This is a genomic window from Arthrobacter sp. 05L417, assembly GCF_056397865.1.
Genome location: NZ_JBFTOG010000026.1, coordinates 1 through 15,454, shown reverse-complemented (window position 1 = coordinate 15,454; position 15,454 = coordinate 1). Strand labels below are relative to the sequence as shown.

At 61.7% G+C, this 15,454-nt stretch carries 10 protein-coding genes; 4 read left to right on the top strand and 6 right to left on the bottom strand.

Annotation, left to right across the window (positions count from 1 at the left end; genetic code table 11):
• Window positions 1–18: 18 nt before the first annotated feature.
• From AC1DJW_RS17440 to AC1DJW_RS17420, 5 genes are all read right to left on the bottom strand, one after another.
• Window positions 19–3,189, bottom strand: coding sequence for a LysM peptidoglycan-binding domain-containing protein (locus AC1DJW_RS17440; RefSeq protein WP_476902003.1), 3,171 nt, complete (start codon window positions 3,187–3,189; stop codon window positions 19–21).
• A gap of 82 nt (window positions 3,190–3,271) precedes the next feature.
• A complete protein-coding gene (locus AC1DJW_RS17435) occupies window positions 3,272–3,913 on the bottom strand; it encodes a prepilin peptidase (protein ID WP_476902002.1) in 642 nt (213 codons plus the stop codon).
• Window positions 3,914–3,925: 12 nt separating this feature from the next.
• The gene (locus AC1DJW_RS17430) at window positions 3,926–5,110 is read right to left on the bottom strand and encodes an ATP-binding protein (protein WP_476902001.1); all 1,185 of its coding nucleotides are present in this window, start codon (window positions 5,108–5,110) and stop codon (window positions 3,926–3,928) included.
• Window positions 5,111–5,289: 179 nt separating this feature from the next.
• Complete coding sequence (locus AC1DJW_RS17425; protein WP_476902000.1) at window positions 5,290–7,641, bottom strand: tetratricopeptide repeat protein; 2,352 nt, start codon at window positions 7,639–7,641, stop codon at window positions 5,290–5,292.
• A gap of 145 nt (window positions 7,642–7,786) precedes the next feature.
• On the bottom strand, window positions 7,787–8,065 hold the full coding sequence (locus tag AC1DJW_RS17420; RefSeq protein ID WP_476901999.1) for an MIT C-terminal domain-containing protein: 279 nt from the start codon (window positions 8,063–8,065) through the stop codon (window positions 7,787–7,789).
• 217 nt (window positions 8,066–8,282) lie between these two features.
• Between AC1DJW_RS17420 and AC1DJW_RS17415 the strand changes: the two genes are divergently transcribed.
• From AC1DJW_RS17415 to AC1DJW_RS17400, 4 genes are all read left to right on the top strand, one after another.
• Window positions 8,283–8,963, top strand: a complete 681-nt coding sequence (locus AC1DJW_RS17415) for a hypothetical protein (protein ID WP_476901998.1) — start codon at window positions 8,283–8,285, stop codon at window positions 8,961–8,963.
• 292 nt (window positions 8,964–9,255) lie between these two features.
• Complete coding sequence (locus AC1DJW_RS17410; RefSeq protein ID WP_476901997.1) at window positions 9,256–10,878, top strand: hypothetical protein; 1,623 nt, start codon at window positions 9,256–9,258, stop codon at window positions 10,876–10,878.
• 445 nt (window positions 10,879–11,323) lie between these two features.
• On the top strand, window positions 11,324–11,809 hold the full coding sequence (locus tag AC1DJW_RS17405) for a hypothetical protein (protein ID WP_476901996.1): 486 nt from the start codon (window positions 11,324–11,326) through the stop codon (window positions 11,807–11,809).
• A 457-nt stretch (window positions 11,810–12,266) separates the two neighbouring features.
• Window positions 12,267–12,779 carry a hypothetical protein gene (locus AC1DJW_RS17400; RefSeq protein ID WP_476901995.1) on the top strand — a complete coding sequence of 171 codons (513 nt, stop codon included), beginning with the start codon at window positions 12,267–12,269 and terminating at the stop codon, window positions 12,777–12,779.
• On the opposite strand, the gene AC1DJW_RS17395 is transcribed toward AC1DJW_RS17400, so the two are convergent.
• On the bottom strand, window positions 12,734–15,454 hold a 2,721-nt coding region (locus AC1DJW_RS17395), incomplete at its 5' end, for a tetratricopeptide repeat protein (protein ID WP_476901994.1). The genes AC1DJW_RS17400 and AC1DJW_RS17395 overlap by 46 nt on opposite strands.

Here is a 15,454-nt window from a genome sequence, read left to right as displayed (position 1 = left end):
ACGCTGCAGGGAAGCCTGTCAGCTTGCGATCGGGTGACCGTGACGTCGTAGTTCTTCGATGAGTTCCTGGGTTTCTTCATCGGGTTCGTAGTCGTCTTCGAAGTCGTCAAGGTATCCGAGGTACTTGGTGACGAGCTCCTCGACGCCGACACTGTTGCCGGCGGCGTGTTCGGCCAGCATTGCGTCCCTCCACATTTGTTCGTTGGCCGGGTCCACGATCCTGCCAACGGATCCGGCAAGGCGCGCGTTGGCGGTATTCCCGGTCTTAAGGGACCGGCCGGCGAGTTCGTGTGCCGCATCGCAGATGGCTGCGATCATCTCGCTCTTGATGATCTCGGTCCACCCGTACAGCTTGTCTTTGACCCCGCTGAACGGCTGGCCACGGACCAGACGCAAGGCAGCGACCAGGCGCGGTGTGCTCGTTCGTGCGAGGTTCTCACCGATGAGCTGAAGGAACACCTGCCAGTCTGTGGTGATGTCCGCGTGAAGCCTGTACCCGTCTGCGATGACGTGGGGGAAGTAGATTTCACCGTCCGGGACTCTCTGGCCGAGGTAGTTCCGTGTCAGGTTGGAGAGCTTGTTCCTGTTCGAGGATGCAGTCTGCCCATTCGGGTCCGCTGTCGGCCAGAAAGCCTCGTGGTATTGCTCCGCAGACGCTCCGGGGTTCAGGGCAAGGAACGCGGCGAGCGCGGTGCATCTTGCAACGGCTGCCGCGGACACTGATCCTGATCCGGGGGTTTTGGGTGCTTCTCCTTGTGGGTTGATGATCGACACGGTGCCCAGCACTGTGATGATGGGTGCGCCTTGGCTGTGACGGGAGGGGTCGATCTGTTCGATCAGTGCCTCGAGTTCGGAGGGTACGGGTTCTTCCTGGATTTCCGTGGCGGGTTCGGCGGGGGGTTCGGGGGTGACTGCGTAGAGTGTTCGCTCGTCTTCTTGTTTGGTTTGTCCTGTGATGGGGACGTCTTTGATGGCGATGTCTTCCGGGGTGCTTGTGCTGGCCCATTCCGGGCCGGGCTGGCATTCCTGGGAGGCTGTGGTGAGAAGCCGCATGATTTTCTGGCCCTCGTCAGCGGTGATGATCTGCGGGGTCATTTCCAGGCCGAGAGGCTCGAGTGTGGCCGAGTCTTTGGAGCTGATGTGGATTTCCCAATCCCCTGCTACCTGGCCTGCGCTCACTGCGGCGATGCCGAGTCGCGGGATGGCTGTGACTAGTTCTTCCAGTTCGGCCCGTTGGTTTTCGGTGGGTTGCTGTCCGAGGACGACAATTTCCGGCATCCACCCTTCGGCATTCCGACCTAGGGTGCGGGCTTCCTCGACGCCACTGACGCCCAGACGCGTGAATGCTTCTCTGGTGGCTTTGGCTTTCCCGCGAAGGAGGACCAAGAGGGCGTCCATGTCATCTACATGGCGTACTTTCCCGGTCGATAGCGCCGTAGGTAGTTCATCAGGCACACCGACCATCGTGACCTGCAGTTGTTCTCCCCATTTTGAGGTTGCGAGTTCAACGGCCAGTGCCGTCAGGGCGTTGGAGACCAGATCCTTTTCGCCGGCGATCCCGAGGGCGCCGACGTATTCCAGATCGACCAGAAGGTGTGCGTTCTGTGCGTCCTGGCCGACTGTGACGAGGGCTGGGTAGGGTGCAGTCGGTATCCGGTCAAGGTCTTCGAGTTTCCCAGGCTCAATCGTCCAGACGGTGTTGCTGTCATCGACGGCAACGAAGGGCGTCGGAAGCTGTGCGGGGGCGGCAAGATAGAGTGCGATCTCGTCGGCAGCTACCCTCACGCAGAACATCTGGGGCAAGGGGACGGAATGGTCTTGGCCCCAGACCGCGAGGTATTTCAGTGCCTGGTCCAGGTCGTCTATGGTCTTTGGTTCTTCGACTGCGCGCAGTTGCAGCTCAAGGTTCTCGTCTTCACGCGAGGGCGCGGCCACCCGTTCCCCGGCTCTGCGGCGGCGGCGCTGAACTATCCGGCGTAGACCGAGAACGGACAGGATCCCGGCTGCCAGAATTGAACCGATCCCGCCGACGGTGCGGACCGGGAACTCTGCGTCGCCTGAGGGGTCCTCCGGTTGTGCCGCGGATCCGGGTTCCTCGGCTGACGTAACGGGAGCGTTGGACAGGGATGCGCCCGGGATAGGAGACGCCACCGCCGGGGCCGGGTTCTCCACGGCAGGTGGGGCTAGGGTCAACGGGGCTTCTGTGTGAGGTTGCACTGACTCGGGTGCAGCTGCGGGGGCTGCTGCCTCGGGGACGACGGCGGGGGCAGGCGCTGCCACCACTGGAACTGCCGGGGTCGGCGTGATTGCGGTCGGGCCGGCCGGGACGGTCGGGACGGTCAAGACCCATCCCGGGCGGATGATGTCGGGGTCTGTCAGGTGGCCGCCGTCTGGTTGCACGATGCCCTGGGAGGCTTTGAAGATCCCCTCAAACGCGGCGGTGTCCCCGTAGTAGTGCCCGGCGATGGACCACAACGACTCACCTTCGACGACGACGTGGGTCGCGGATTTCTCAACGGCGGCTTGGGCGCCTGCAGGAAGGATAAGAACCCACCCAGGCTCAATCCAATGATTGTCCGACAATGCAGCACCATCACCCTGCACAAGCCCATAGTTGAGCTCCGCGATCTCCCCGTACCGGGCACCATCACCCAGATACTTTTCGGCCAACAACCACAACGACTCCCCCGCCACAACAGTGTGTTTAGGAAGACTGCTGGCAGGGCTGGTTTTTTGTTCGGCTGCGGGCGCGGTGTTCTCGCCGGGGGCTTTCGTGGCCAGTGGCGCGGAGACGTGGGTCTCGGTGTGGAGTGCCGGTGTTGCTGCTTGTGCGGTCGGGGCGGAGGCCAGGGATCCGGCAGTGAACATGAAGATGATGGCACCGACCAGTGCGCCTGCGAGTGCTTGCTGGGCGCTCAATCCCTTGATTCTGGGTGCCCGAATCCCGCCTAGTGCCGACGGGATCTCAATGACTACTGATGCGGTGAAGGTCAGCCAGGCAATCCATGCGACGATCGGCAGGAAACTGCCGAAGAGGAACCGGCCGCCATAGTCGGGCATCGTGAGGAGATGCTGGAGTGTTTCCGTTGATGGCAGCGGATTCCCTGCGACCATGATCAGTGCTGTGGGGATGCCGACGACGAGCACCAGCAGCAGTACCAGCGAAGCCAGTCCCTTGACGATTTTCACAGTGAGCCCTTTCGGTGCCGGACCTGGATGTCACAACTACGGTACGTAGGTGGTTCTAGCCGTGGTTTTACCATTCGGGACATCAGGTCAATATCCATGGCTTGACCTGATCAAGGGTCATGGTGGCTATTGCTCCGGCCACCATGTAGGGGCCTAAAGGAATGTGCCCGCGGTATTTTCGGAGCAAAGCTGCATGCGGGACAGCCAGTACCAGTCCGAGCAGGCCGCCCCACAGCAATACTGTCCAGCTGCTGTAGGCCAGTGCCGTGCCCAGGATTGCTGCAAGCTTGACGTCTCCGAGGCCGAGATCTCCGAAGATTGCTGCGGCGAGGTAGATCCCGCCAAGTGCCGCGGCGCCAAGTACTGCTTGTCCGGCCATCGACCATCCACCGTTCAGGAGGGTGCAGGTTATGACGACGGCGCAGATGACGATTGCCATTGGTATGGTCACGGCGTCTGGGATCCTGTGTGAGTGCGCGTCTATCCATCCGGCCCACATACCAAAGATCACTACACTCGCAAGCATCACCACACGCCCTGCCTGGTCAACATCACTGCCGGCCGAGGCGGCCATCAGAACAGATCCGGCTGCACCAACCGCGGCGATGATGGCCAGCGGGAATGGGTTGAATCCGTCGCTGGCCCGCATCCGGGAAACCCCCAACGAGAGAGCGTTCGTTACGCCTCTTGTCAGGCTACGTCCAGCAAAGATGGCACTCTTCATCGCGCACTCCCCCTAGTGTCCGTGCCTGTTGATGTAGTCCGCCATCCCCGGGACGGTGAAGGCAAGATATCCGCGGCGCGGCGTGTAAACAAGACCTGCCTGTATGAGCGATTGCCGCGGCGCGGAGACCGCCGTCTGGGCCCTGCCAAGTCGCGTGGCGATGTCGCTGACCAAAGACGGTTTGTCGCTGTCCTGAGCCATCGCCTTCATGAACTCCTGCTGGGCGGTGGTGGCCCGTTCCCAACGCGACTTATAGAGGCCGGCATCAACCTCGTCTCGCGCTCTCCCGATACCAATCCTGGCGTCATCCGCGTCGATGGTTCTGGACGCGGCAACATCCCAGATGTGTTTCCCGCAGGCCTGAACAAAATAGGGGTACCCGCCCGAGACACCCAGGACAATTCCAAGAGCAGCCTCGGTCCAGTTCACCCGCTCACGTTGGGATGGGACTAGCAGGGCATCCTTGGTGTCCTCCTCGCTCAGCACGTCGAGAGTGCGGTAGAGATACATTCGCTCGGCATAACTGGATGCCTTTGCAAGGACTGCCGGCAGGGAAGGCAGGCCAGTACCAAGGAACATCAACGGTACCGGTCGCAGGTCCTGGCCCAATTGGTGAAGCGCAACGTTCAATGCCTCAAGATCGTCCTTGGGCGCCTCCTGCAGCTCGTCCACAGCAAGAAGCACCCCGGTGCCGGCGGCCCGGGCGGCAACGCCCAGCGACTCAAGCATTTCGGCGAGGTCCGTGGAAAGCTGGCCGCTGTCCGCCTTTCCAGCAGCTGCCTGCACGTCGAACCCGAATCCATAAACACCGGCAGGGTCCACCTTGATCTGGAAAGACCGGAACACGGAAAAGGTCTCTTTGAACGCCTGCTTGACCTTCTCGGACACCGTCGCCGCCTTACGGAGTGCGACATAAATTTCCTTGGCGAGCTGAACAGCCAACGGCTGACTGCCGGAAGCTTCAAGCTTGACGACAACCCAACCAGCGTCAACCGCGTTACGGCCACACTGGTTCAACAACACAGTCTTCCCCACACCCCGGAGTCCGGAAATAATCCACGGCCGCTCACCCTCACCGCTCCCCGCCATCGAGCCAAGAACGCCCATGAAGTCGGACAGCACAGCAGACCGCCCAACCAGCTCAGGGGGTACCCGGCCCGCACCAGGCCGAAAAGGATTCGGAGCATTCAGAATCATAAATCCCACCCTATCCGCCTTTATCCGAAAAACAAGATAAATTTGGATAGTTTAAAGACATCAGCTTGGTCGCCGGGTTGAGGCCCACAAGCAGCGGTTTTCTACGGCATGTATGGCTTCACCCGTGAGCGCTCCGACAGCTCTGCTCGGGTTTTGATGTTTGCGGTCTCACCCGGTGGTTACCAAGTTCTGACGGGCACAGGCGGCCGCGGCGGGGGCGGGTACCCGCTGCTGGTGATCCAGTCGCAGAGGGCGATGCGGGGTCTGTTGCTGGTGGGGGTAATGAGGTGAGGAGCGGGGTAGCCCGGCAACGCGGCGCCGATAAGGAGAGTGACGGCGCCGGAAGCCGTCAACCCGAAGCCGTCGGCACCGCCGCCATTGTCCGTGGTGACCGGGTTGGGGGAATGGGTGGTGGCGGCCTCGGCCGTTTCAAGGCCGAATGCGTGCGCGGAGGTTGCACGGTTGCTGGCATACGCATCGCGTTTTGCGCTGGCGTCCGGGTCGGCGGCTGTGGTGTGGGTGGTGTTGTTTAGGGCGGTGTCGATCAGGTCGGCAACCAACATAGGGTCGCCGGTTTCGGTGGCGAGTTCCAGAGCTAAAGAGCTCGCGGTGGCTGCTTTGGCGGCCCAGGCGAGGCGGTCTTCGGCTGTGTGAAATTGGAACCTGACCGCGTCCAGATACTGGGCGGCCGGGACGGCGAGAGCGGTGGCGGTAGTGCGGATGCGGGCGCGGGCGCGGGGGGCGAACATGCGCCAGGAGCGGGAGGCGCGGAGGCGCCGGGCGCGGGTTATTGCGGCCCACGCGGCATCCTGGTGAAGGCCTTGGACCCGGAAAAGTGCCTGGGCTTTCTCGAATTGGTCTTGGGATTCTTTTGGCTGGTCTTTGTGTAGCGCCAGGAGTGAGAGGTTCAAATGTGAGTCGGCTCGTCCCGCCTTGAGGCCTATCCCGGTGTAGAGGTTCAGGGCTTTTGTGTATTCGGTTCTGGCCTTCCTCAAGCGTCCGGCGTTCAGATAGCGGTCCCCCAGGTTGCTGTGGACCAGGCCCTGGCGTTCGGGGAGGTCGAGGAGCTCATAGATTTCCAGGGCACGTTGGTACGAGGCCTGGGCCTTGACCCGGTTTCGGCGGCCGGTATGCGGGGGGAGTGACCCGAGGTTGTTGTGGACTAGTGCCTGATCCACGGGGAGGCCCAGAGCCTCATAGATTTCCAGAGCTCGACGGTAGGAGGCCTGGGCTTGTTCCAATTGTCCGATTTTCTGGTGGAGCGCCCCGAGGTTGTTGTGAACTACGGCCTGGTCTGCGGGGAGGTCCAGGTCGGTGTACATTGCCAAGGCTGTCTGAAACGACTCTTGGGCTTGGTTCCAGCGTCCCGCCTCCCCGTGGAGCTGCGCGAGGTTGTTGTGGACCGTGGCTTCGTCTTTGAAGAGCTTGAGGGGCTTGAGAAGTTCCAGTGATTGGCGGTACGACTGTGCAGCGTGGTCCCAGCGACCCTCAGCTTCATAGAGCAAGCCCATATTGCTGTGGACCATGGCCAGCATTTTGGGGATGTCCAGGGCATCGTAGATTTCCAGGGCACGGTGGTAACAGGTCTGGGCCTGTTCCCAGCGTCCAGCGTCCCGGTGGAGGCTCCCAAGGTTGTTGTGGACCAGAGCCTGGCGTTCGGGAAGGTCCAGACCATCGTAGATTTCCAGGGCACGGTGGTAACAGGTCTGGGCCTGTTCCCAGCGTCCAGCGTCCCGGTGGAGGCTCCCAAGGTTGTTGTGGACCAGAGCCTGGCGTTCGGGAAGGTCCAGGGCATCGTAGATTTCCAGGGCACGGTGGTAACAGGTCTGGGCCTGTTCCCAGCGTCCAGCGTCATCGTGGAGCCTTCCGAGGTTGTTGTGGACCACAGCCTGGCGTTCGGGAAGGTCCAGACCATCGTAGATTTCCAGGGCACGGTGGTAACAGGTCTGCCCCTGTTCCCAGCGTCCAGCGTCCCGGTGCAGGTCCCCGAGGTTGATGTGCACGTCGGCCTGTCCCGCCGTGAGATCGAGCCGGGTGAAGATACTCAAGGCTGTTTGAAAGGATTCTTGAGCCTGGTTTCGGCGTCCAGCCGCCTGGTGGAGCATGCCGAGGTTGCTGTGGACCACGGCCTGCCCGCCATCAAGGTCCAGACCGGTGCAGATTTCCAGGGCGCGGTGGTAAGAGGCCTGAGCCTGGTCCATGTGTCCTGCTTGGTGGTGGGCTAGGCCGAGGGTGTCGTGGATTCTGACTTGATCCTCGCGCAGATGAAAGTGTTCGCTTGCCTGAAGTGTCAGCTCCAGGCCTCGGATCTTTGGGTCTGTTTCGGTGCTGGCATGGTGGGTGAGGACTACAGCGGTTTGGGCCAGGATTTCCTCAGTAAGTTCTGCCCCGGTGCCCGCGAGTTGTTCGAGCGCGTGGGCGACGGTGCGGGCCAGAGAGGTAAAAGTTGTTTCGTCGAGCGCTGCGGCGGCGGGAATCTGCCGCAACCGTGCAACGAGGTCCGTCCTGCCGTTGCCGTGTTCATCCATCATGGGCAGGCATCTCTTTCTAGCCGAGGGTGCATGGGGTCGCCTTGCATCTTCCAGATCAGTTGTCCCTAATCCGGGCAGCTCACGCTCTTCCGAGGATCAGCAACCGCGGTTCCAACCATCCCTCCTCCGGAGATTCACACTGAGATCATTCACTCTCACGAACATAGGTCACCCCGAATGCCTTCACCTGACGGAACTCCTGAAGCTTGCTTGCGAGATCAAAGGCGTCGCCGGTGACGTACTGGAAAATGTCTAACCCACGACCGAGAAGGATCCTCCATCCGGTGTCGGTGAGGATAGACCGATCATGAATTCCGCCGTCGAAGATGACGTCGACGTTGATACCACCGACGAACGCTCCTGCTTGACCTTCAGCAAGAGCTCGAACTGCTTGCGGAGCTTGTCCTGTCCCTCGGTACGACACCGCCCTGGCCTGCCCCGGCGGACCCGGCCCATTCCAGGGCTGCTACCAAATGCCCTTCGTCCGGATACCAGTCCCGTTCATCGCCAGTTGCAGCCTTGTCCGGAATCGTTCGGATATGGGCCCACATTTGGTTCCGATCATCTATATCACAACCAGCCATCATTGAGTCATGATGTAGAATAGTTTCATCATCATCCAATGATGGGAATCATGTCAAATGATCGAAGACGAGGGAATAGCCATGATTGTCGTGAATGTCTCACAGTCCTACGCCGCGCTTCTGCGTAGGGAACGGCCCCAAACCCCTTGGGAGTTCCATAACATCACGGTTGGAGACTGGCCGCCGATGTCGGAAGACACCCTCGAGGAATATCGTGATTACCTTGTCGGAACCTACAACGACATGATCGTCACGGCATTCAAGATCATCTCGGTCAACCGGATCGAGAAGGATGGCAAAGCAAAGCTGGAATTTGTTGTTGACGGTCTCTTCAACCCTGGCAGGCCGGCTGATCCGTTCAACCTCCGCAATCCAGAGGACGAAGCGGCTTGGCTCATTGGATGCCCCATTCCCGGTGGGCCATGGAAGCGAGGCGAGGCACGGGGAACCCGCCGCTATTCCCTTGACGCATATTTGAAGGACCACCCCGAGTTTAGCGTCCGAAGAGATGCAGGCCTGCCAGGATCCATGGCTTCAAACCTCTTTGAACTACTCCGGGGGGATCATAGGATCCCATCCGTCGACTTTCCTGCTCTCGAAGCTGCTTCGGCGGCCAGTTCTTCTGTTCCGCCGGCGGGTGGTGTGACCATTTCCCGCAGGCCAGACGGCACCGTTGTCGTTGTCATCCCTACCGGGACACGGGCACAGATCACCGTTGATCCGGAAGCCGACCGCTAATTAGTAATTCCGGATTGGTTGACCTGGAACAAAGCGGTGGGCTCCCGGGACGGGTTACTTGAGTGAACGTGTAGCTTGTGAGTTCTGCTAGGGCTGCTCAACCAGGGGTCCACCACAGGAAGAAAGCAGTCCTCACCAGTGTCGGCGGAATGGATTCTCACCGGGCCCGCTTACGGAAGAATCTCGTTAAACAAGTTGGAAGCGGCTACAAGGTAGTAGCGGCTTCCAACTGTTAGTTTTAGGTCTCTTGGAGACGTACCAACCATAGGCCATCGCGAGGGCACAAATCAACATGATTGGCAGCACACTTACTGGACCTCGGACTCGCCAGCAGTTCGACGAGGACGCCATCTACCGTCGACATGTCGTGACCCGCTTGTTCGATTTCTTCTCGGACAACGCGCCGTGGCACCGGCGGCTTTGGGACGCCGGCACCGTGCTGGCGCTCAAGGAACTTATTGATGCGTCCGCATGGGTGGACGCACAAGTACTTCGGCCGGCAGCCGTGAAATGGCTTGGTGCGGATCTTGGCCGTATCGTGGGTCGTGATCAAGGCATCGGCGAGAAGGAGCTTAGACGGCAACTCGGCACGATTCTTGTTTCTGACTTGGCCTTCGAGGGCCGCACTCATCGTCAGCTGCAACAACTGACGGAGATGATCGAGGACGGGTATCTCCTGAGATGGACGAAGGCGGCACTTTCAGAGAAAAAACCAGCTCCTGAGCGCCTGGCGCGCGCGGTAGCGGCACATCTACTGGATTTGGGATTCAGCCCGAGTCATCTTCGGGCTTGGATTCGCGATCTGGCCAAATCCGGCGCGGATCTCGTTGAAGTCCTCACGGCAGCACAGGATCTGACCGAGACTGGAACCAGCACCTACGACGTCATGGTCCCGTTCCAAGCCATTCCCGGCGGCGACCACCGTGAAGTCTCTCCGAATTGGAGATCAGCACAGGAAACATCTCGCTGGTTGCACACAAACGGGACAACCGAGCCTCCACGCCACAACGGGGGATTTCTATACGAAATAACTGCCAGGGACATGTATGCGGCAGCGATTGAGGCCTCCGAGATCGTAGACAGGCTAATGGCGAGAAGTACGTTTGCCAACAAAACGAGACGGCTCATACCAGTGGGGCTGCTATGGGTGGCTGGGTTGAATCATGAAATCCCACTGAAGCGGCCGGGCCGAGGAACGTTTATCTTGTCTCTTGAGGCCGAAGGCCAACTTTTCAACGTCACCAAGAGAACCGCGTTGGACAACGCCCTGGAGCTCGCTACTGCTCTTAATGAAGGATCCCCAGGCCCGGCGATCTCCGGGGGATGGTCAGCAATCGAAGCCTTGTTGGTATCCACGAAGGATACAAAGGAGGATGGCGGCCGCGGCAACGTCGCGGCCGAGCGAATAGCAGCATTGGTGGCATGTTCCTGGCCGCGAGCCGAAATGACCGTCTTGGCCCACAGACATCGCCCCGAAACGCCGGATCGGTTGGCACTAGAGCTTCAGAAAGCAGAGACAAACCGGGAGCGCAGTCGACTCGTATCCGAAGCTCTGAGGCGGCAAGGAAAGATTGCAGTCACCGCAGATACGGATATCGCTGCCGTGGCCCGCATGTCAAAGCTAGTTGCTCACCCGCGCGTAACTCTCAAAGACGTGGAAACGCACGTGACAAGCACCATGCGACGTTTTTACCGGCACAGAAATATCGTTATGCACGGCGGAGCCACCGCTGTTCCTACACTCTCCATGGCGCTTCGCACGGCTGCCCCGCTCGTCGGGGCCGGGCTGGACCGCATTACTCATTCAGCGGTGACCGGCGGCCCGGATCCACTGGCATTATCGACAAGAGCGCGCATCAACCTCGATCTGGTCGGTGGTCCAGACGGACGTACGCTGACTGACCTGCTGGAATGAACGGGTCCCAAGATAGGCATAACCGCGAGGTAAGGCCTTTTGAACCGCCCGAGGCTCAGAGGCGGGCGGTGGAGCAGTTTGCCTTCATAGTACGGTCGCCTGAGTTTCAGTCAGCTATGCGTTCCGTCAAGAAAAACGTGAAGGCCGCCCTTATATCCCTCGCACCTGCTTTGGAGGGCACTCGCAAACTTGCGGCCCGCCTCGCACCGGTTTTCGCAGCCGTCGTCGAGAACCTCGTGCCGATCCTCGAGCGGTCTGTGCTTCCAAATTGGACACTTGTTGAGCTGCCGGATCCCGAATTGCTCCAAACGATCCTAGTAGATGAAGGGATTGCGCTGGCCTGGGTTCCACCGCCGACGTTCTGAATCGGCTCATAGCTGCCCCCGACAAGCAGGCGCGTAGACGGGTGATCGGCAGTTCCTGGAGATCAATCGTCAACTCATGTGTGACGGAGCTGGAGGAGATCGACAGCGGAGAACTGATCACCTATCGTGAGTTCGCGCAAGAATCTGCCCAAGCCCTCCTCGGGGGTTTTCCGGGATCTTCGCAAGCGCTCAGCGCAAACGTCCTTGATACTCTGATCCGCCGCTATGTCGACCATGTGTTCCGCAATAGCATCACGGGCCGCAACAAAACTACTCTGGACGCGGGCTTGTACTCCCTCAGGGAATACTTCGTGTGGGCTGGTCTCTCCGGAGCGCATATCTTCTACGACAGTCGTAGTGGGGATCCTGTTCCTCGTGGATTCACCCGGCACGGCACAGCCCACGGGGTGTCCTCCCGCCAGTACAACCGAATCAATGCCGTCATCGCCCTCATGCACGTGGTGGCACTACTACGTCTCCTCAACAGCCAGCCACACGAAACTCTAGGCGCGAACACAGGTCGGCCTCATCCAATCAGAGCCAGAAACCGAATTCCCGCGCAGTAGACCTTCCGCTATGGCGGTACGGGCGGAGACCAGCGTCGAACGAAGGCAGTAGACCGCCTATACGGGCTCTAGTGCCCAGGACTTGCTCGCTGTGGTGAGCCAGCATGCAGCGAAGCCAATCAGGTCGACATTGTCAACCAACACGTCATTCATAGTCATTCGGTAGCCAATGTCCGCTCGCACTCCCAGTCCCTCCACCGGCAGACCCTCCTTGACCAGCGCCGGGGTCGATCTGCGCACGAAGAGGTTTATCGACCCCGAGCATGTGGCGCAATCTGGGAATGTGGCTCTCCACAGTTCGTGGAGAGCCACCGAACCCGCCCTGACGTCTTTCAGCATCTCCAGCGGGGGCGTTTAGTATCGTGCTCAACAGAGCGGCTTTACCCAAGGTGTAGGCGCTACCCATGTCGTTGATATGTCTGCGCCTGCGTTATTGCATTTTGGGGATAACACGACGTTGCTGGATCTGTTTGCGTGCAGATCACGTAGGTCAGATATCTGCTTCCTGGAGGAAGCCGCAATCGAATATGCCGGACGAAAGTCCGCCAACGCGTCCCCCGACGGGCCAGCTTTTACCAGGTGGCTACCGGCACGCTACGCCGAGGACCTGAACAAGGCCCGCATCGGGCTCATCACGGTCGTGTCCTCCGCCCAGGCACGCACCGACGGAGACGACACCCTCGCTGCCGCATCCCTGGCCGCTGACCTGCTCCATGGAACCGCGACCGCCGCCGCCCGGCCGGTCCTGATCATGCTCTCCCCGGGCCTGTCCGGACTTCACACAGCCGTCCCTGGCCAGCACACGGACCGCAGACGTCTTCACCCGCCTTCAATAAAGCAACCGCTGAGGGGCCCCGGCCCGCAATCACCGGCGGGCAACCCCGCGGACCCCGCTGACCCCGAGCCTCTGCTCCGGCGGTTTTGTTACCAGGTCCGGACCGGGGTGGAGGGGCGGTCGACGGCCGGGTAGCGTGATCGCTCATGCCAGGAACCCAGTGCCATGCGGTCCCCCGCGCGGGAGGGGATCAGAAGGAACGGGGGCGGGGAGCCCGGGAGGCCTGCATGGCTGAGCAGCCGTATCGTGCCGGCGGCCACAAACCCGTTCCCAAATGATCCTCCGGCCTCCGGGTTGTCCGGCCCGGCGGCGGCTGTGAACGGGTCCTTGTCGCCGGTCCCGGCGGCTTCGATCAGTTCGATCCCTGCCGCGCGAGCGGACATCAGCAGGGCGCCGGCGTCACCGGTTCCTGCGCCGGTTTCCAAACCGGCATTGTTGCGGTCGCGGGAATTGTGTACTACGGAGTTGATATGGGTTTCCACCAGATCCGCCACGAGGCCCGGATCCTCCGAGGCGGCGGCGAGTTCCAGCGCCAGTGCTGACGCGGCCCCGGCCTTGACCGACCAGGCGACACGTTCGGAGGCGTCGCGGAACTGGAACCGCACCGAATCCAAAAACAGCGCCGCCGGAACCACCAGCGCCAGGCACTCCCCCACAGTGACCTCCTCCCCAGACAGCCCCCGCAAGACCCGGGCCCGGGACACCGCAGCCCACGCCGCGTCCTGGACCAGTCCCTGGGCCTCGTACAGGCCCACAGCCCAGTCAAAACTCTTAAGGGAGGCCGAAAAATCACTCCGGGCTAACGCCAGCATGCCTAGGCGCTCATGGGAGTTCGCCTGCCCCTCCACCAACCCCAGTCCCTCGTACAGTCCCAAAGCTTGCACGTACGATGCCGCGGCATCCGACCATTGCACTGCATCCCGTAGAAGGTCCCCAACGGCGTTGTATATCTCGGCCTGCCGCTCGGGCAGGTTCAGGGTTTTGTAGAGCTCCAACGCTCGTAGGTAGGAGGCAAGACTCTCCCTCCCCCGGCCCGCTTCTCGGTGAAGTAATCCGAGATTGATGTGGACGCCAGCCTCTCGCTCGGGCAGATCCAGGGTGTCGTAAAGTTTCAGCGCCCGGGTGAAGGAGGCTGTAGCCTCCTTCACCCGTCCTGCCGTCCGGTGCAAGGTCCCGAGGTTGTTGTGCACCAGCGCTTGCATTTCCTTCAAGTCCAGGGCCTCGAAGAGTTCCAGAGCCCGGGTGAACGACATGGCGGCCTCCCCCCATCGCCCCGCTACCGTGTGCAGGGCCCCGAGGTTGGTGTGCACGAGCGCCTGATCCGCCGGCAGGTCCAGGGCCTCGAAGAGTTCCAGCGCCCGTCCGAACGACATGGCGGCCTCCCCCCATCGCCCCGCAACCTTGTGCAGGGCCCCGAGGTTGTTGTGCACGAGCGCCTGATCCGCCGGCAGGTCCAGAGCCGCATAGAGTTCCAGCGCCCGTCCGAACGACATGGCGGCCTCCCCCCATCGCCCCGCAACCTTGTGCAGGGCCCCGAGGTTGTTGTGCATCTTCGCCTGCTCCGCGGGGAGGTCCAGTGTTTCGTAGAGGTCCAGCGCACGGGCATAGGATACGGCGGCGGCGTCCCACCGCCCCGTGACCTGGTGATGCTTCCCAAGGCTGGTGTGCACCATCGCAAGGTCCGCGGGCAGGTCCAGGGCTTCGAACAGTTCCAGCGCCCGGGTGTAGGAGTCCGCGGCGTCCGCCCACCGCCCCGCTACCTGGTGTAGGTTCCCGAGGTTGTTGTGCACGACGGCCTGTTTCTCGGGCAGGTTCAGGGCCTCATTAATTTCCAGTGCCCGGGTGTAGGAGATTGCGGCCTCCCCCCACCGCCCCGCAACCTTGTGCAGGGCCCCGAGGTTGTTGTGCATCTTCGCCTGCTCCGCGGGGAGGTCCAGGATCTCGTAGAGTTCCAGCGCGCGGGCGTAGGATGCGGCGGACTCCTCCCAGCGGCCGGCATCCTGGTGCAGGGCCCCGAGGTTGTTGCGTACCCGGGCTTGGTCCGCTTGCAGGTCCAGAGCCGTATAGAGTTCCAGCGCCCGTCCGAACGATAATCCGGCCTCCCCCCACCGCCCCGCTACCTTATGCAAGGCCCCGACGTTGTTGTGCACCATCGCCTGGTCCGCGGGGAGGTCCAGGACCTCGTAGAGGTCCAGCGCCCGGGCGTAGGATGCGGCGGCGGCGTCCCACCGGCCGGCAGCCCGGTGCAGGGCCCCGAGGTTGTTGTGCACCAGTGCCTGCTTCTCCGGGAGGTCCAGGGCTTCGTAGAGGTCCAGCGCCCGGCCAAACGAATCACTGGCGTCTCTCCATCGCCCCGTGTCCCGATGCAGGGCCCCGAGGTTGTTGTGCACCAGTGCCTGGTCCGCCGGGAGGTCCAGGGCTTCGTAGAGGTCCAGCGCCCGGGCGTAGGATGCGGCGGCGGCGTCCCACCGGCCGGCAGCCCGGTGCAGGGCCCCGAGGTTGTTGTGCACCAGTGCCTGGTCCGCCGGGAGGTCCAGGGCTTCGTAGAGGTCCAGCGCCCGGGCGTAGGATGCGGCGGACTCCTCCCAACGGCCGGCAGCCCGGTGCAGGGCCCCGAGGTTGTTGTGCACCAGAGCCTGCTTCTCCGGGAGGTCCAGGGCTTCGTAGAGGTCCAGCGCCCGGGCGTAGGATCCGGCGGACTCCTCCCAACGGCCGGCATCCTGATGCAGGGCCCCGAGGTTGCTGTGCACCAGAGCCTGCTTCTCCGGGAGGTCCAGGACCTCGTAGAGGTCCAGCGCCCGGGCGTAGGA